The organism is Duganella callida (genome assembly GCF_004614165.1).
GTDB lineage: Bacteria > Pseudomonadota > Gammaproteobacteria > Burkholderiales > Burkholderiaceae_D > Rugamonas > Rugamonas callida.
On sequence record NZ_SPVG01000169.1, the window covers coordinates 1 to 18,611 of the forward strand.

General features: G+C 67.5%; 11 protein-coding genes. 5 read left to right on the plus strand and 6 right to left on the minus strand.

Annotated features, from left to right (window positions below; translation table 11 throughout):
* The coding region (locus E4L98_RS16280; RefSeq protein WP_135202603.1) for a protoporphyrinogen/coproporphyrinogen oxidase at positions 1–1,101 on the plus strand (1,101 nt) is incomplete at its 5' end.
* 3 nt (positions 1,102–1,104) lie between these two features.
* Here the strand turns inward: E4L98_RS16280 and E4L98_RS16285 are convergent.
* Positions 1,105–2,094 carry a polysaccharide deacetylase family protein gene (locus E4L98_RS16285; protein ID WP_135202604.1) on the minus strand — a complete coding sequence of 330 codons (990 nt, stop codon included), beginning with the start codon at positions 2,092–2,094 and terminating at the stop codon, positions 1,105–1,107.
* The gene (locus E4L98_RS16290) at positions 2,091–2,786 is read right to left on the minus strand and encodes an SDR family oxidoreductase (RefSeq protein ID WP_135202605.1); all 696 of its coding nucleotides are present in this window, start codon (positions 2,784–2,786) and stop codon (positions 2,091–2,093) included. The genes E4L98_RS16285 and E4L98_RS16290 overlap by 4 nt, the downstream gene beginning before the upstream one ends.
* 172 nt (positions 2,787–2,958) lie before the next feature.
* On the opposite strand from E4L98_RS16290, the gene E4L98_RS16295 reads away from it, so the two are divergent.
* The 4 genes from E4L98_RS16295 to E4L98_RS16310 all read left to right on the plus strand — a co-directional run bounded on the left by E4L98_RS16295 (position 2,959) and on the right by E4L98_RS16310 (position 9,791).
* Positions 2,959–3,465, plus strand: coding sequence for a TspO/MBR family protein (locus E4L98_RS16295; protein ID WP_135202606.1), 507 nt, complete (start codon positions 2,959–2,961; stop codon positions 3,463–3,465).
* A 149-nt stretch (positions 3,466–3,614) separates the two neighbouring features.
* Positions 3,615–5,792 (plus strand): TonB-dependent receptor, encoded by a 2,178-nt coding sequence (locus tag E4L98_RS16300; RefSeq protein ID WP_135202607.1) that lies wholly within the window; start codon positions 3,615–3,617, stop codon positions 5,790–5,792.
* Positions 5,793–5,796: 4 nt separating this feature from the next.
* On the plus strand, positions 5,797–8,880 hold the full coding sequence (locus tag E4L98_RS16305) for a hybrid sensor histidine kinase/response regulator (RefSeq protein ID WP_135202608.1): 3,084 nt from the start codon (positions 5,797–5,799) through the stop codon (positions 8,878–8,880).
* Positions 8,877–9,791, plus strand: coding sequence for a diguanylate cyclase (locus E4L98_RS16310; RefSeq protein ID WP_135202609.1), 915 nt, complete (start codon positions 8,877–8,879; stop codon positions 9,789–9,791). The genes E4L98_RS16305 and E4L98_RS16310 overlap by 4 nt, the downstream gene beginning before the upstream one ends.
* 6 nt (positions 9,792–9,797) lie before the next feature.
* Here E4L98_RS16310 and E4L98_RS16315 read toward each other — a convergent pair whose 3' ends face one another.
* The 4 genes from E4L98_RS16315 to E4L98_RS16330 form a co-directional block, all read right to left on the minus strand.
* Positions 9,798–13,262, minus strand: coding sequence for an exo-rhamnogalacturonan lyase family protein (locus E4L98_RS16315; RefSeq protein WP_205746749.1), 3,465 nt, complete (start codon positions 13,260–13,262; stop codon positions 9,798–9,800).
* Between the two features lie 191 nt (positions 13,263–13,453).
* Entirely contained in the window at positions 13,454–16,060 is a 2,607-nt protein-coding gene (locus E4L98_RS16320; RefSeq protein ID WP_135202610.1) for a hybrid sensor histidine kinase/response regulator, read from the minus strand.
* Positions 16,061–16,096: 36 nt separating this feature from the next.
* Positions 16,097–17,254, minus strand: a complete 1,158-nt coding sequence (locus E4L98_RS16325) for a glycerate kinase (protein ID WP_135202611.1) — start codon at positions 17,252–17,254, stop codon at positions 16,097–16,099.
* 9 nt (positions 17,255–17,263) lie between these two features.
* The gene (locus E4L98_RS16330) at positions 17,264–18,559 is read right to left on the minus strand and encodes an MFS transporter (protein ID WP_135202612.1); all 1,296 of its coding nucleotides are present in this window, start codon (positions 18,557–18,559) and stop codon (positions 17,264–17,266) included.
* Between the last annotated feature and the right edge of the window lie 52 nt (positions 18,560–18,611).

The window sequence follows — 18,611 nt, forward strand, 5'->3', positions numbered from 1 at the left end:
CGCCAGGGCGGCTCGGCCGCGCCGACGCCACGCGCCGCCGACAACCCGGTCCCCGCCGGCTGCGTCGTCATTGGCGCCGGACCGACCGGCCTTTCGGCCGCCTACCATCTTGATGCCGGCACCCTGCTGCTGGAACGCCAGGCCAGCGTGGGCGGCGGCTGCCGCTCGATGCACGACCAGGGCTTCATCTTCGACCGCCCGGAGCGCATCGCATGTTCCGACGATGCCTATGTGCTGCACATGTACGAGCGACTGCTGGGCGACAACCAGCACTGGCAGACACCCCGGATCGGCACCTGCGGCCAGCACGCATACACGCCCAACCAGCCCCCGCACGCCGATTCCGGCAGCCGCTTCGGCTACCCGCTGCGCGGCGGCCTGCAGGCGTTGATGGCGGGCTTCCTGCCGCATATCCGCGGCAAGGTCGAGCTCAGGGCCGAAGTCGCCGTGGTGCTGCCCGCCGAACATGCCCTGCTGCTGACCAACGGCCGCCGCCAGCAATACGATCAGTTGATCAGCACCGTGCCGCTGCCCGAGCTGGTGCGGCTGACCGGCGGCGCGGCGCCCGCCGGCGTCAAGCGTGCGGCTGGCGCGCTGCGGCATGTCTCGCTGCGTTGCGTGAACCTGGGCATCGACCGGCCGGGCCTCACCGACAAGCACTGGATCGACTACCCCGAAGACACCATCTTCCAGCGCATCTTCGTACAAGGGAATGCCAGCAACGCCTGCAATGCGCCGGGCGGCTTCGGTTTCACCTGCGAGATTGCGTACTCTCCCGCCCGGCCGCTGCCGCTGGACGGCGACGGTCTGATCGCCCGCTGCCTGGAAGACTGCGTGCGTACCGGCTTTCTGCGTGCCGACGATCGCGTGCTGGCGGCCAGTCAGCTGGACCTGCCCTACGCCCGCGCGGTGTACGACGACACATACGACGCCAACGTGACGACCATTCGCGACTGGATGGCGCACCACGATATCCTGCTGGCGGGCCGCCACGGCGCGGCGGCGGCCGACGCCCCGGAACACGCCTTCCTGGCCGGCCGGCGCATCGCCGAAACAGTGCTGGCGCGGCGCACAGGAACGCGCCGCGCCGCCGCCACTTAGCGATCAGATGGTCTCGCGCTCGCGCACCGTCAGCTTGCTCGACAGGGCGTAGCGCGCGATATCATCCTTGCGCATGAACGCCACGCCGGCCTTGCTGCGCGCATAGCTGAGGAACTCGTCCCACACCCGTACCATCTGCGGCGTGCCGCTGATGCGGTCGTGCGCGCTGATCGACATCATGCGGCGGCGCGTGCCGGCTTCCTCGTACAGCTGGTCGAATTCACCCTTGATCTGATCCAGGAACTGCTGCGGCGAATAGTTGCGGCCTTCGATCAGCAGGATGTCGTTGTTGCGCAAGGTGTAGGGCACCACCACGAAATCCTTGCCGTCGACCTGTTCGATGAACGGCTCGTCGCGGCTGACGTCATCGATGTGGTACAGGAAGCCCAGCTCCTGCAGCAGCGACAGCGTGTTCGGGCCGCGCCGCAGCCAGTTGCAGTTGTAGCCCAGCGTCTCCTGGCCCGTGACCTGCTTCACCATGTCGCGGCCGGCGACCAGGAACGCGCGTTCCTCGGCGCGGCTCATGGCATACTGCGAGCTCCAGCGCGGACCGTGGCCGGAGGCTTCGTGCCCGCGCCTGACGATCTCGCGCGCCAGCTCGGGATGGCGCTGCGCCGCCTCGCCGATCATGTGCGACGTGACCTTGATGCCGTGTTTGTCCCACAGGTCCAGCATGCGCGGCACGCCTTCGCGGTAGCCGTAGGCGAACCAGGTATTGCTGACCGGGTCGGACTTGATACTGGCCGGGAAATCGACCTTGGGGAACGGCGAATCCGCGCCCTTGGGCGGCTGACCGCCGGCCTCGAACTGCATCGACACCGAAATCACCAGCCGCGCGCCGTTCGGCCAGAACTTGCCGTCGCCACCCGCCGCACCCTGCGCCGCGCCATTCACGTCGGCCGCGTCGGCCACCGCGCCGCCCGCGATCAGGGCCGCGCCACCGGCCGCCTGCGCCAGAAAACGGCGGCGCTCCTGCACATTCTGCTGGTTCATAACAGACCTCCGCCATCCACGTCCACCACCGTACCGGTCATGAAACCGTTCTGCATCAGCATCAGGTACACCTGCGCCAGGTCGTCGCCCTGTCCCACGCGACCCACCGGCAGGCCGGCGCCGGCGCGCTGCGCCATCGCCTTGCGGTCGGCATCGCTGAGCGGCCCCCACATGCCGGTTTCCACCATGCCCGGACTGACCACGTTCACGCGCAGCGGCGCCAGTTCCTTGGCCAGCGTCTTGCCCATCGTCTCCACCGCCGCGTTCATGGTGGCCTTCACCAAACCGCCGGCCATGGCCTTGCGGGCCAGCAGGCCGGAGGTCAGCGTCACCGAGCCGCCGGCGCGCAACCGCGGCGCCGCGTATTTCACCGCGCGCAGTTGGCCGAAGAACTTGACGTTGAAGGCCGCCATCGCCGCCGCCACCTCCTGCTCCGCCAGCCGCGCCGACGGAATCACCGGGCCGGAAGTCAGCACCAGGTGATCGAACGCGCCGATGTCCGCGAAGAAGCGCTGCACCGCCCCGTCGTCCGTGACATCCAGCTGCGCCGCCCCGATGTGGGCCGGCCAGTCCGCCGGCACCGCGCGGCGTCCCGCCGCAATCACGCGCGCGCCGGCCGCCGCGGCCTGCTCCGCGACCGCCCGGCCGATGCCGGACAAGCCGCCTATCACCACCACAATCTGATCTTTCATGCTGCCCTCCCTGGGTTGTCGATGAAAAGCATTGTGCGCGCCGCCGCCAGCGTTGATAATTGGGCCATGTCTTGAAGCACCTTCAACCGCAGCTTGAAGATCAGTGCCGTTCCGCACAGACCAGCAAGCGCATATTCGTCATCATCGCCTTATTTACCCATGGAGGCCCGTCATGAACACCCATGCTACCGCCCCACAGCACCGCCCCCTGCGCCTGCCCGCGCTGGGCGGCTGGCTGCTTGCCACCTTCTTCTTTGCCGCCATCGGCGCCGCCGCCTCGATCCAGGCGCAGAGCTTCTACCTGCAGCTGAACCGGCCGGACTGGGCGCCGGCGCCGAACGTGTTCGGCCCGGTCTGGAGCATCCTGTACGCCCTGATGGCGGTCGCCGCCTGGCGCGTCCAGCGCTGCGCCAGCCCGCTGGCGCGCCGTGCACTGGTGCTGTACACGGTCCAGCTGGCGCTCAACGCCCTGTGGACCTGGCTGTTCTTCGGCTGGCATCTGGGCGGGCTGGCGTTCGCCGAAATCATCGTGCTCTGGCTGTTCATCGCCGCCACCATCGCCGCCTTCCACCGGCGCGACCGCTGGGCGGGGCTCATGCTGCTTCCCTACATTTTATGGGTGAGTTTTGCCACCTGCCTCTGCTATTCGATATGGCAGCGAAATCCAGTGTTGCTCTAAAGTAGTTTTTTATTCAGATAGTTGCCGTAGTTTCCACGAAAGTGTAATTCAACCTGTTACACTCGGATGTTTTGCGTCTCCCGCGCAACTATCGTTTAAAAACAGCAATGATGAATGCCCCGGCGCCCGGCGCCCCCCGGTTATTGGTGATGACGTTGTCCTTGGTGCTCGCTGGCCTGGCACGTGCGCAGATCCAGGAAGTGACGGTGACAGCGCAACGCGAACCCGCGCTGGAGTCGCGCACGCCGGTGGCCATGAGCACGCTGTCGGGCGAGCAGCTGAGCGCCGCCGGCATCGACACGCCGGCCGGGCTGGGTACGCGCCTGCCGAACGTGGAATTCGATAACGCCGCCGACGGCCTGCGCATCACCATCCGCGGCGTTTCCAATGCCGACGCCACCGAAAAGGGCGATCCGTCCGCCGCCTTCCTGCTGGACGGCGTCTACATCGCCCGTCCGCAGATCCAGAACCTGAGCTTTTACGACCTGGAACGCGTCGAGGTGCTGCGCGGTCCGCAGGGCACGCTGTACGGCCGCAATACCACGGCCGGCGTGGTCAACGTCATCGCCAAGGCGCCGGTGGACCGCTTCGAGGCCGCCGCCGCGGTGGAAGCCGGCAATTACGCCAGCCGCAAGGCCGAGGTCATGCTCAACGTACCGGTCGACCACATGCTGGCGCTGCGCGCCGCGCTGTCGTACAACCGCCATGACAGCTATCTGACCAACGCCCAGCACACCAGCCATACGCTGGGCAAGGATCGCGACGACCTCTCGGTGCGCCTGTCGGCCAGACTGCTGCTCGGCGGCGACGCCAGCCTGCTGCTGCGCTACGATCACGCCAGCATCGATGACAACAACGACAGCTTCGTCCCCGACACCAATTTCTACAACGGCGTCGCCAGCGGCAAACCGGTCTGGAACGGCGCCGCCACCGGCGCCCAGCTGACCAATGCCTTCGTGCCGCCCAACGCCGTGCCGGAACAGGGATACAGCCACAAGACCGGCGATGGCGTCAGCGCCGACCTGCGCTGGAACCTGGGCGCGCTCACGCTGTACTACCTCGGCGCGCACCGCGGCTACCGCCACGACGCGCTGGCCAATTTCTACTACCGCGTGGCACCGCAGCTGGCGCTCGGCGTGCGCCAGACATTCAGCGGCGACTATACGCAGAACTCCCATGAGCTGCGCGTCGCCACCGGCGGCGGCGGTCCGCTCAGCGCGCAGGCGGGCCTGTACTGGTTCCGCGAATCGTCGTCGCAGCTGTACGCCTTCCGCGACCTGGAACCGGTCGGCCTGCCGCCCTACTACGTGTTCCCGCACGGCCCGACCGAAGCCGCCAGCAAGGCCGTCTTCGGCCAGGCCACCTGGCGGGTCAGCGAGCGGCTGCGCGCCACCGCCGGCGCGCGCTATACCGATGACGACAAGTCGCACGTGGGCTCGACCAACTTCCAGCAGAGCGCCGTGTTCAATCCGGCCACCGATGTCCGGCTGCTCAACGCCGCCAGCCTGCACAGCAGCCAGACCACCTGGCGCCTGGGCGCCGACTACGATCTGGCGCCGGCGACGCTGCTGTACGGCGCCGCCGCCACCGGCTACAAGGCGGGCGGCTTCAATGACGGCTGTCTGGCCGGCGTCACGCAACAGGGCATGAGCTGCCCGGCGGCGCTGGCGGTGCCCGCCCAAACCCTGTTCTATCGGCCGGAAACCGTGCGATCCTACGAGGCCGGCCTCAAGACCCGTTACTGGGACCGCAAGGGCAGCCTGAATCTGTCGGTCTTCCACTACGATTACAGCAATCTGCAGCTGTCCGGTGTCGCCATGGTTCAGGGTGCGCCGCGCTTCGTTACCGCCAATGCCGGCCAGGCCAGCGTGCGCGGGCTGGAAGCCGAGGGTCAGCTGGCGCCCACCGCGCGCGACCGCGTCAGCTACGCGCTGGCGCTGCTGGATGCCCATTACGTGCGCTACAGCCCCGACGGTGTGCATGACTGGGCCGGCAACAAGCTCGATCGCTCGCCGGCGCACAGTCTGACGCTGGGCTATGAACACAGCTTCCGCCTGGCGGGTGGCGAACTGGCGGCCGGGGTGCGTGCACGCCGCAGCGCTTCCGCGGTCATCGCGGTGCCAAGCCAGCTGCTGCAGTACCGCATTCCGGCCTATACCGAAAGCGACGCCACGCTGGGCTACCGCCCGGCCGGCGCCAACTGGACCCTGAGCGCGCGCGTCAGGAATATCGAGGACCAGGTGCGCCCGATCAGCATCGACAGCTTCGGCATGGCCGTGCCGGGCGATCCGCGTACCTTCTCGCTGCGGCTGGACTACCGCATCTGATTCCATGCTGAGATACCTCGCCCGCCTGCTCCTGCTGATCGTTGCGCTGACATCGCTGCCCGGCGCCTGGGCGACCGCCGTCAGCCCGCTGCTGCTGGACGTGCAGCGCGAGCGCGTCGACGCCTGGCGCGCGGTGCGGGTGCTGGCCGACGCCGGCGGCAAGCTGGCGCCGGAGGAAGCGCTGGATGCGGCCGAGCGTTACACGGTCCCCGACTCCGCCTACGCCACGCTGGGCGTGCACAAGGAAGTGATGTGGCTGCGCATTCCGGTTTCGCTGCCGGCCCAGAGCGACGGCGAATGGATACTCGGTATCGACTACGCGGTGCTGAACCGCATCGACGTCTACGTGGCCGCCGCCGGCCGCATCACCGACCATCAGGTCATCGGCAATCTGCAAAACGACGCCGACGGCGACCCGCGCGGCCGCGCGCCGGCGGCGGTGCTGCATCTGACGCCCGGCGCGGAACAGGTGGTGCTGCTGCGGGTCGAGAACACCGGCGCCATGATCCTGCCGATTTATTTTTCACGCCCGCCCGCCTTCCATGCCGCCGCGCTCAATGAGCAGATGCTGCAAGGGCTGCTGGCCGGCCTGAGCACCTGCCTGCTGCTGTACAGCGTGGCCCAGTGGATCACGCTGCGCGAACCGCTGTTCGGCAAATTCGCCCTGCTGCTGCTGGGGATGGCGCTGTTCCAGCTGGAGTTCTTCGGCCTCGGCAACCAGTACATCTGGAAAAGCAATGCCTGGATGAGCATGCACGCCGGCGGCGTGTTCGCGCTGATCGCCTCCTGCGGCGCCTACCTGTTCGTCGAACACGCGCTGGCCCGTCCCGGCAAGGACCGCGTCTTCAGCCGCCTGATGAAGGCCGGCGCGGCGCTGTGCGTGCTCGGCGCGCTGGCCTACATCGCCGATTTCATCGACGTCGAGACGCTGGTGATCATCGTCAGCACGCTGGGCATCATGCCCATGCTGCTCGGCCTGCCGGGCGCCTACCTGCGCGCGCGCCGCGGCGACGCGGTCGGCATCTATTTCCTGGTCGGCTGGGCGATCAGCTTCGTGTCGTCGGCCGTGCTGTCGCAGGTCATCGGCGGCAAGGTCGGCGCCAACTTCTGGACCATGCACTCGCTGCAGTTCGGGAACATGCTGGACGCGCTGCTGTTCACCCGCATCCTGGGCCTGCGCACCAAGTCGATGCAGGCGGCCATGCTGCGCGCCGAGGAAGCAACCCGCACCAAATCCGAATTCCTGGCCCACATGAGCCATGAAATCCGCACCCCGATGAACGCCATCATCGGCATGAGCCGCCTGGCGCTGATGACCGAGCCGAATCCCAAGCTGCAGAATTACCTGGGCAAGATCCTCGGCGCCGGCGAACACCTGCTGGCGGTGATCAACGACATCCTCGACTTCTCCAAGATCGAGGCCGGCAAGCTGGGACTGGAATCGGCGCCGTTCGACCTGCAGGAGATGCTCGACCATCTGGCCAGCATGACCATCATCAAGGCCGACACGGTGCGCGTGGAATTCAAGATGCGCATCGATCCCGACGTACCCGCGCGCCTGATCGGCGACCCGCTGCGTCTGAGCCAGGTGCTGATCAACCTGACCGGCAACGCCGTCAAGTTCACCGAGCGCGGCGAAATCATCGTCGCCGTCGAACTGATGGACAGGGCGGCGGACACCGTGGCGCTGCGCTTCTCGGTCAGCGACACCGGCATCGGCATGCGGCCTTCGCAGATCGCCAACCTGTTCCAGTCGTTCAACCAGGCCAGCGGCTCGACCACCCGCAAATACGGCGGCACCGGCCTGGGACTGGCGATTTCGCGCCAGCTGGTGGAACTGATGGGCGGCGACATCCAGGTCAGCAGCACGCCCGGCATCGGCAGCCGTTTCAGCTTCGTGGTGCGGCTGCGCATCGCCGCCGACAATGTCGCGCCGGTGGACTGGCCGGTGACGCCGCAGCAGCCGGCGCGGGCGCTGCGCCGCTCGGACAGCGGCGGGCTGGCCATGCGCGACCTGTCGGCGCTGGACGGCGCCCGCATCCTGCTGGTCGAGGACAACGCCAACAACCGCGAGGTGGCGCTGGACTTCCTGTCCGCCGCGCGCATGCAGATCGACGTCGCCGAACATGGCGGCGACGCCGTGCGCATGGTCGAACAGGCCGACTACGACCTGGTGCTGATGGACGTGCAGATGAACGAGGTGGACGGCCTGACCGCGGCGCGCCGCATCCGCGCCATCGAGCGCTGCAAGCATCTGCCGATCGTCGCCATGACCGCCTACGCCATGGCCGGCGACCGCGACGACAGCCTGGCGGCCGGCATGAACGACCATATCACCAAGCCGATCGTGCCGGAGCAGCTGTTCCGCAGCCTGATCAAATGGATACCGCCGTCGCGCCTGGCCGCGCGCCGCGCCCACAATCAGGCCGCCGTACAGGCAGCGCCGCCGCCGATCGACTACATCGGCGCCAGCGCGCCGCTGCCGCTGATTCCCGGCGTCGACTGGCAGCAGGCGCTGAACAGCGTGGACGGCCAGCGCGGACGCCTGGAAAAACGCGTGCGCGGCTTCCAGCGCGAGTATCGATCGGCCGCGCAGACCATCCGCACCGCGCTGCGGGTCGGCGACCGCGAAGCCCTGCATGGCCTGACACACAACCTCAAGGCCACCGCCGCCTACATCGGCGCCGCCAAGCTGGCGGCGCAGGCGGAGGCGCTGGAACAGGCGCTGGCCGGCAGCCAGAACGAGATCAACATGAGCCAGATCGCCGTGGCGGCCAACGAGCTGTCGGCCGGACTGGACGCCATCATCCACGGCCTGGCGCAGCTGGGAGAGCCGGCGGTGCAGGTACGCTACCGCGACGACGACGCCGAACTGCTGATCTCCCGCCTGGAAGCCTACCTGCGCGCCGACGACGCCCGCGCCGAGGACGTGCTGACCGAATTGCGCGTCTTGCCGGTCACTCTGCGCCACGCCGATAAAATTGAGCCTATCCAGCGCGCCGTAGACGACTTAGAATACCAAGTCGCGCTGGCGCCGCTGGCCGCTCTGGCGCGCGCCCTGCAAAACGAACTGGAAGAAAACCCATGAATTTCGCTGGAACCCAAAAGGTGCTCGTGGCGGACGACGACATCGTCAACCGCCAGGTTTTGGCCGAACTGCTGAAACCCGAGCACACCGTGCTGCTGGCCAAGAACGGCGAGCAGGCGCTGGAGCGCGCCGCGCGCCACCTGCCGGACCTGATCCTGCTGGACGTGATCATGCCGGACATGGACGGCTACGAGGTGCTGCGCCGCCTGCGCGCCGACGCCCAGACCGCGCACATCACCGTGATCTTCATTTCCGGCCTGGGGCGGCCCGAGGACGAAGCCAACGGCCTGAAAATGGGCGCGGCCGACTATATCTCCAAACCGTTCAACGAAACCGTGGTCATGGCGCGCGTCGCCATGCATCTGCAGATGGTGCGCCAGCGCCGCATGCTTGAGCATCTGGCGCACGTCGACGGTCTGACCGAGCTGGCCAACCGCCGCCGCTTCGACGAGGTATACGAGGCGGAATGGCAGCGCAGCCGCCGCAGCGGCCGGCCCCTGTCGCTGGCACTGCTGGATATCGACGCCTTCAAGCAGTACAACGACCACTACGGCCATCCGGCCGGCGACCGCGCCCTGCGGGCGGTGGCGCGTTCGGCGTCGGCCGGCCTGCGTCGTCCGGCCGACCTGGCGGCGCGCTACGGCGGCGAAGAGATGGTGCTGCTGCTGCCCGACACCGAAGCGGTGCAGGCGCGCCAGGTGGTCATCAGCATCTGCTGCGCGATCGCCGAACTGGAGATTCCGCACGAGGCGTCGTCGGTGGCGCCGGTGCTGACCGTCAGCGCCGGCGGCGCCACCTTGAGCGCCAACACCAGCGAAACCGGCGCCGAGCTGTTCGCCGCAGCCGACGCCCTCCTGTATCAGGCCAAAAAGGCTGGCCGCAACCGGGTCGAGTGGCGCAACGCCGCCTGAGCCGGATCAGGCGATACGCCGTACCACGAAGTTTTCCACCTTCTGGCGCGACTGCGTGGTGCGCAAGCCGAAGTAGCCACCGCCCGCCAGAGGACCGGGAGCGTTGAAGTACTCCTTGTCGTCCACATACAGCCGCGTGCCGCGCGCATCGACCGCGATGCGGATACGGTAAGCCTGCCCCGCCCTCAGCATATACTCGCTTGAAGTGTATTCCCGCAGCAGCTTGCGTTCGCCGCTGCCATCGTAATAGCGGAAGCGCGTGGTGCTGTTGCTATTGCCGCCTATGCCGGCGTAAAACAGCTTCAGGCGATCGTATTCCTCCAGCTTGCCGGACCGCGTAAACCCTTGCGGCAATTGCGCCTCCCAGAAGAAATTCAGGTCGGACAGGCGGCCGTCCGCCAGCACCGTGCGCGTAAAACTGATTTCATAGTGCCCGAGCAGCTGCCGCCGCAGCCAGACCGTCAGGCCGCGCCGGGCATCCAGCAGCAGCGCCCCTGCTTCTGCTCTCGCCGCCGACGGCGCATCGCCCGCTTCCGCCTCCACCGCCCAGCTGCGCGCATCGAAGCGGCGGAAATCGTCGCGTACCAGTTCCGCGCCATCCGCGCCCGCCGCGTCCAGGGCCAGCATGCCCAGCGCGCCCAAACCCCACTGCGCCACGGCATTGGTCGACAGCGTCGGCGCCTCTTCCACTTCGTTGAGCACCAGGGGTGGCTGTACGCGGCGCGCGACCAGATCCCTGTCGCGCAAACCGGCTTTGCCTTCTTCGAACTGCGCCCAGGCGCGCGCCAGCATGGCGGCGTCCTGCTGCTGCACCGCCGCGTAACCCAGCAGCCGGGCATGGCCCTGACCCAGATTCAGCTTGCCCAGATCCTGCCCCAATTCCGCTTTCTGCTGCGCGGGAGTGGCGTTGTACAGGCGGCAGTAACGCAGCCAGGCGTCGCGGAAGGCCGGCTGCGGCACCGTGCGTATCAATTCGCTGCAGATTTCCGGCAGACCGAATACCGCGCTCAGATGCGAGACGCTGATCTTTGCCTGCGGATCGATCAGATACGCGCCGCTGCGCAGATCCATCACGCCGCCGCCGGCCAGAAATCCCAATGGCTGCGCGGCGATGCTGGCCATGCTGTTCAGCAGCTTGTCGCGGTATTCCGGCTTGCCGCTGCGCTCCCACTCGGTGTACCAGGCCGCCGCCACCGCGCCCCAGTCGGTGCCGAAGGCCACGCTGGCATGGGTGTCCGGTTCGCTGTCGGGCGCCTTTTGCCCCACCTTGCGGCCGGGGACGATGTCGCGCAGCCGCGCCACGGCGTCGACCTGTTCACGCAGCAGATCGCCGACGCGCTCGTCGGCGCTGAGGTAATACAGGAAGCGGCGGTTGATCGCGGTCGACACGCGCAGCTGCTTGGCGCTGTCGCCCCAGTGCTGCACGCCATGGCGCGTGCCGAGCGGGCTGAATGGCCCGATGTGATGCACGTCCACCTCGCCGGTGTGGCGCGTCATTGCCTCGGCCATGCGGTAGGCGTCGGCACGGCCGCTGTGCAGGTAGTAGTGCCACAGCCAGACCTCGGTGCTGAGTTCCGAATTATCCCAGGCGAAGCCGCCGACATCGTAACGCCACATGTGGCGCTGCCGGTCGTAGGTGTGCATCACATCGCCGTAATCCCAGTAGCCGTACCAGCGGCGGTATTCGACCTGATTGCGATAGAAATCGAAGCACCAGTCCAGCTGGCGCTCCAGCTGCGCGGCTTTCCGCGCGGCCGGCGTTCCCGGCGCCCAAAACTCGCTGAACACGCCGGCGGCGTGCAGCCGCTGCGGCGATGCCGTCAGCAGTGGCGGGGTCTGCATGCGTCGCCCGATCGCCGCCATGGCTTCGTTGCACGGCGTTGCCGGCAGCAATTGCAGTTCCAGCTCGCTGGTGCGCGCCACGCCGTATGGTGTGCCGAAACCCGGTTCGTAGTCTTCGTAAGTGATATCGAGCGCGTCGCGCTGCTTCGCATGGTCGTTCTCGCCCATGCCGTCGTGGTAGAAGCGCAGATCCATGGCCGGCGCCCGCGGCGCCCACAGCCACAGCGTGACGCTGGCCAGGTCGGCGTCGGCGTCGCGGATGTCGATCTGGCCGGGATAGCTTTGCCAGAAGTTGCGGATGCCGAAGGCGACGCCACCGTCCGGCGTGCCCAGATAGCCGCTGCCGCCGGCCCGGGCGCCACTGGCCGCATGGACCCAGCCACGCCCGCCGCCGGTGCGCTTGCTGATGGTGTAGCCGTCCGGGTGTGCCTGCAGCAGCGTGTACTGACCGAAGGCCGGGATGTAGGACAGCCCCTTGGCGACGGCCGAGGGCAGTCCGCCGGCGACCTTGTCGGCAGCTTCGCCAGCCAGCTGCGCCTCGCCCGCCGCACCGGCGTCGCGCCGCAGGCCGGTCAGCCCGCGCACCGCTTCGGCAAATACACCGCCATTGGCGCCGGTGAAGCGCACGTGGCGGTCATGCGGCGCGCCGGCCAGCGGCACATGGAAGCGCAGTCCGACACCGCGTACGAAGGCCTTATTCGGGTCCGCGTCGTAGGTCAGCGTGTGCACGATGCGGATGGCGTCCGAGCCGCGATAGAAATACAGCCGCACCACGAACGGCAGCATGCTGGCGCCATCCTTGCTGCGGTGAGTTCCGTCGATACGTACCACCGCGCGCTGCGCCCCGTTCTGTTCCAGCACACTGCCGCGGATCTCGCTCTCGTAAGCAATCCGCCGCGTCGCTGTCGCCGCGGTTCCGCCAGCTGTCGTCGCCTCATCGCCGTCGTCATCGTCCACCAGCAGCACCAGACGGCCATCGCGCAGCAATGGTTTGCCAGCACGCCGCGCCTCGGCGAGCAGCGCATTGCCGGCCCGCGCCAGCGTACAGCGCAGCGTCCCGGTATCGATGACGATGCGGTCGGACTGGTGGCTGCCGATCATGGCGTCGTCGGATGGTGCCGTGCTGGCGGTCACCGGCCGCAAAATGTAGCCGCCGCCGAGCGCCGGCCCGGCCGACGGCGGCAAGGCGTGAGCCGACCATTTGAGCGAGCCGTCCGGCCAGTAAGCCAGCGGCCAGGACTGCACCACGCGCACCGCGCCTGACGGGCTGTCGCCTTCCCGATCACCATCGCTTCCACGCCCCGCAGCGCCGTTGCCACTGCCGTTCCTGTGCTGGACGCCGGCTCCGCTCAGTTCAAACCCGCTGTCCGACGCGACGCGCCCCTGCGGCCACGGCACGCCCCAGGTCACGCCCTGAAAGGCGGGCGGCGCCGCGCCGTCCAGCCAATGCAGAGGCGTGTCGTCAGGCGCCAGATCGGCGCTGTCCTGGCGGCGCGTGCGCGTGCTGGTGGTGGTGGCGTCGTCAATGCCACTCGGCCGGCCGGCGGCCGCCGCGCGCGCTCCGCCCACGCCGCCCGACAGCAAGGCCGCCAGTCTGAAAAACTGCCGCCGCTCCATTCCTGAACTCATCTTCATCCCTCATCACTTGCACATCGCGATCGCACCACAGGTACGCTGCCTGTCCGGAGAGCCCGACACCGCGGCCCTTCCGCGACAATATGCCACGTCAATGCAGGATGCGGCGTATGCCGCGCGCAGGACGACAGCATATGATCATGAAGTTGACCGAAACGGTCGATGCGCAGCGGTGAAGGCAATTGTCACCGCAGGTGGCGCGACAAAATGGCGAACATCTGCTCGACATCGATCGGCTTGGCGATGAAGTCGTCCATGCCCGCCGCCATGCACTGCTCGCGCTCCGATTCCATCACGCCGGCGGTCATGGCGATCACCGGCAGTTGCAAGCCAAGTTCCGCACGTATCAGGCGAGTGGCGGTGAAACCATCCATCACCGGCATCTGCACATCCATCAGGACCAGATCGTAACGATCGCCAGCGCGCAACCGGTCCAGCGCGGCCTGGCCGTGTTCCGCCACGGCGACCACGGCGCCCGCATGCTCCAGCAGTCCTTTGGCGACGTTCTGGTTGATCGGGTTATCTTCCACCAGCAGGATGCGCGCACCGTCCAGCATCGGCGCGGCAGAACGCCGGACGTCATCCCGGCCGGCCGGCGCCATGGCGGTTTGCACCGCGTCGAACAGGCTGGAGGCGGTCACCGGCTTGCTCAGAAAAGCGGTGGCATGGGCTCCCGCCATTTCCTTCATCATTTTGCCGCGCGCGTAAGCGTTGACCATGCAGACCACCGGCACCTGAGCCATGTCGCCGATTGCCTGCATGGCGTCCATGTCCGGCATCGGGCTATCCAGCAACACCGCGTCGTAACGCACGCCGGTGCGCAGTCGCGCCAGCGCTTCGGTGCCGGAGGCCGCACAGTCGCAGGTCCAGCCCCATGCCGCGACGGTCTTGGCGATAAACGTGCGGCTGGTGTGATTGTCGTCTGCCAGCAGCAGGTGCAGCTTGCCGGCGTGGGGCGGCGCGCCGTCTTCGGCAGCCTCGAACGTCAGCGTGAAGCGGAATTCGCTGCCCCGCCCCGGTTCGCTGTGAACTTCGATGCTCCCGCCCATCAATTCGATCAGGCCCCTGGAAATCGTCAGCCCAAGCCCGGTGCCGCCGAAGCGGCGCGTGAACGACAGGTCGCCCTGCGTAAATGGCGAGAACAGCCGCGCCATCTGATCCTCACTCATGCCGATGCCGCTGTCGCGCACGCAGAAGCGCAGCGCCAGCGGCGAACGGCTCACGCGCTGCACCGACACCGCAACCTCTCCGCGTTCGGTGAACTTGATCGCATTGCCGGCCAGGTTGACCAGCACCTGCTGCAGCCGCAGCGCATCGCCGACCAGCACCCGCGGCACGTCGGGCTCCACGCCGATCGCCAGCTCCAGTTCCTTTTCGCCGGCGCTGACGCTCATGATGGCGGCCAGTGCATGCATCACCTCATCCAGCCGGAAGCGCGTCGGGTACAGCTCCACTTTCCCGGCCTGCATTTTGGAGAAATCGAGGATGTCGTTCAGTATGCCCAGCAGCGACTGCCCGGCCGCGCGCAGCATGTCCAGATAGCGGTTTTGCTCCGGCGTCAGGCCGCTGGTGCCGAGCAGGTGCGCCATCCCCAGCACCGCGTTCATGGGCGTGCGCAGCTCGTGGCTCATGTTGGCCACGAAGATATCCTTGGCGGCGTTGGCCTGCTGCGCTTCCTGCATGGCGGATTGCAGTTGCGCCGTGCGCTCCTCGATCAGGCTCTCCAGCCGATGGCGGTGATGCTCCAGTTCCGCGCCCACCGATTGCAAAGTCTTGATCGCTTCATCCGCTTCGCGGAACGATGGCGCCACCGGCGCCTGCTGCCAGCCGCCCTCCCCCAGCGACAGCGCCGCCGACGACAGACCGTGTACCGACCTGCCGATCTGTCGCGCCAGATACCAGGCCACGCCGGACCCCGCCAGCAGCAGCAGGAACACGGCCAGGCCGATCCACCTGACCGATGCCAGCGTCTCCGACCATACCACGCTGGAAGGCACGCCGATGGCCACCATCCACCCGCTGGTCGGCGAGCGGCTGTACATCGTGTACACCGGCTCTCCTTCGAGCGTCACGGTCTCGGTGATGGCCTCCTGCCGCCCGCGGGTTTGCGCCAGCAGCGTTGGCGAGCCTTGTTTGCCGGCGTATTCCTGCGCGTGCAGGCTGCGCGAGACGATTACCCCCTGGCGGTCGAAGATGCCCACCACCCGATCAGGCGGCAGGCTTTGCTCGCGCAGCACCTGGCCCAGGCGCTCGGGCACGAACGCCACCGACAGGCAATAGATCACCTGACCGTCGCGCAGCACCGGCGCATGGATAGCCACCAGCGGCCGTTTCAGCGCGCCGCCGATGAACACATCGGAGATCACCGGCCGGCCGCTATCGAACACCTGGCGTATACGCGCGGCGCTGGCGGGATCCGGCATCACGCCGCCGTAGGGCCGCACGGTATTCAACAGCTGCACCGCGTCGCGGTCGCTGAGGACGAAATTAAATCCGGGGAATTCGGGCCGCAGCGCCTTGCTCGCCTCCGAGTGAAACGCGGCCAGGTCGCCCTTGTCCAGACTGGGCGAATTCGCCAGCGCCAGGGCCACCGTGATGCCGGTGTTGAGGTCGCGGTCCACGGCGCGTATCAGGGCGCGCGCGGTGATCAGCGAGTCCTGCTGGATCTGCGCGCGCTCGCGCTGGATGAAATGCGCGGTCAGCAGCGCGAACCCGACGATGGCGGGCAAGGCACAGGCCCAGACCAGGCTGTAGATCCGCACCTTGACCGAGGGGAGTCCGCCCCGCGCCATAAAAGTCCTTTCCCATCGTTGTGGAAAACTACTTTATCACAGCCCCGGTCCCGCCCCCAGCGCCGCGCCGAGCCGCAGCGCGGCGGCGATATTGCGGGCGGCGCTGCGTACGTTCACGGCGGCCGCCGCCAGCGCTTCCTCCACCGTGCACGGCCGGCTGACCGCGCCGAACACCGCGGCGATGCCGTGCGCATGCACCGCCGCCGCGCCGCACGCCAGCGAACCGCCGATGGCGATCACCGGCTTGCCGTGGCGCTGCGCTACGCGCGCCACGCCCACCGGTGTCTTGCCCTGAATGGTCTGACCGTCAATACGGCCTTCGCCGGTGATGACGAGATCCGCGTCGGCCACCGCCGCATCCAGCCCGACCGCCGCGGTGACGATTTCGCTGCCGGGCCGCAGGCGGCCGTTCAGAAATACCAGCATGGCCGCGCCGATGCCGCCGCCGGCGCCGGCGCCCGGCACTTCGGCCACGTCCTGCCCCAGATCGCGCGCGATGACGGCCGCGTAGTGGCGCAGATTGTCGTCCAGCCGGGCCACCATCTCCGTGGTCGCGCCCTTCTGCGGCCCGAAGATGGCGGAGGCGCCCTGCGGCCCCACCAGCGGGTTGCTGACGTCGCAGGCGACATCGAACACACAGTCGTTGATGCGCGCATCGAGGTTCGACAGATCGATACGGTCGAGCATATTCAACGCGCCGCCGCCCGCCGGCAGCTCGGCGCCGGTGGCGTCCAGCAGCCGGCCGCCCAGCGCCTGCAGCATGCCGGCGCCGCCGTCGTTGGTGGCGCTGCCGCCTATGCCCAGCACGAAGCGGCGCGCGCCGCGCTCCAGCGCATCGAGGATCAGCTGTCCGGTGCCGTAACTGGTGGTGCGCAGCGGATTGCGCCGCGCCGGCGGCACCAGTTCCAGCCCGCTGGCCGCAGCCATCTCGATCACGGCCGTCTGGCCGTCGCCCATCAGACCATAAAAGGCCGACACCGGCTCCCCCAGCGGCCCGGTGACGTCCAGCGCGACACGGCGCCCGCCGCTGGCGTCGATCATCGCCTGCACCGTACCTTCGCCGCCGTCGGCGACCGGCAGCTTGAGGTACTCGGCGTCCGGAAATATCTCGCGGAAGCCCGCCTCGATCTCATTCGCCACGGCCATCGCCGTCAGGCTTTCCTTGAACGAGTCGGGCGCTATCACTATCTTCATGTCGATTCCTCAGCGGTTCACCAGGCGCGCCGGAATGCGCAGCACCAGCAGCGCGCCGACCAGCAGCACACTGGAGAGTATATACAGCGCCGCATCGGTGCTGTTGGTCGCATCCTTGATCCAGCCGACCAGGAACGGGCTGACGAAGCCGGCGATCTGGCCCAGGGAATTGATCAGCGCCAGGCCGCCCGCCGCCGCCGCGCTGCCCAGGAAGGCGGCCGGCAAGGACCAGAACAGGGCCAGCGCGGTCAGCGCGCCCATGGTCGCCATACTCAGGCCGATCATGACGATCAGCGCATTGCTGGAGAAATTCGCCGCCAGCAGCAGGCCCACGAGCCCCATCGCCATCGGCAGGTTGACGTGGAAGCGGCGCTCGCGATGCTTGTCGGCCGAGCGTCCGGCCCACACCATGAACATGGCGGCGGCCAGGTACGGCACTGCGCTCAGCCAGCCCACCGTCTGCGGGTTGTCGAAGCCCAGCGATTTGATGATGGACGGCAGCCAGAAATTGATCGCATACACGCCCATCTGGATGCAGAAGTAGATCACGCCCAGCGTCCACACGCTGCCGTTTCTCAGCACCGCGCCGAACGACTGGCCGACCGTGCTGACGGCCGCGCGTTCCTTTTCGTCGGCGTCCAGCGCGGCCTGCATGGCGGATTTTTCACTGGCGCTCAGCCACGTGGCCTGGGCTATGCCGTCGTTGAGGTAAAAATACACGCCCACGCCCAGCAGCACGGTCGGCAGTCCCTGGAGCAGGAACAGCCACTGCCAGCCGGCCAGGCCGCCCTGGCCGGCGCCGAAATGCGACAGCATCCAGCCCGACAGCGGGCCGCCGATCAGGCCCGAAATCGGAATCGCCGACATGAACAGCGCCATCACCTGGCCGCGCTTGCGGGTCGGGAACCAGTGCGTAAAGTACAGCACCATGCCGGGGAAGAAGCCCGCTTCCGCCACGCCGGTGAAGAAGCGCAGCACGTAAAACGACATGGGCGACGAGACGAACAGCGTGCAGGCCGACAGTCCGCCCCAGGCGATCATCATCACCGAAATCCAGCGCCGCGCGCCTATCCTGTGCAGGATCAGATTACTCGGCACGCCACTCAGCACGTAGCCGATGAAGAAAATACCGGCGCCTAATCCGTAAACAGTATTGCTCAATTTGAGCGCATCCAGCATCTCCAGCTTGGCGAAGCCGACGTTGACGCGGTCCAGATAATTGAACAGATAGCAGACGAAGATGAAAGGAATCAGATGCCAGCCGGCCTTCCTGTAGGCGCCGTCCAGGGCGGAGGTGGTGCTCATGCGTAGTCTCCAGACTTATTATGAATATGCCGATTATCTGGAATCGCCTATA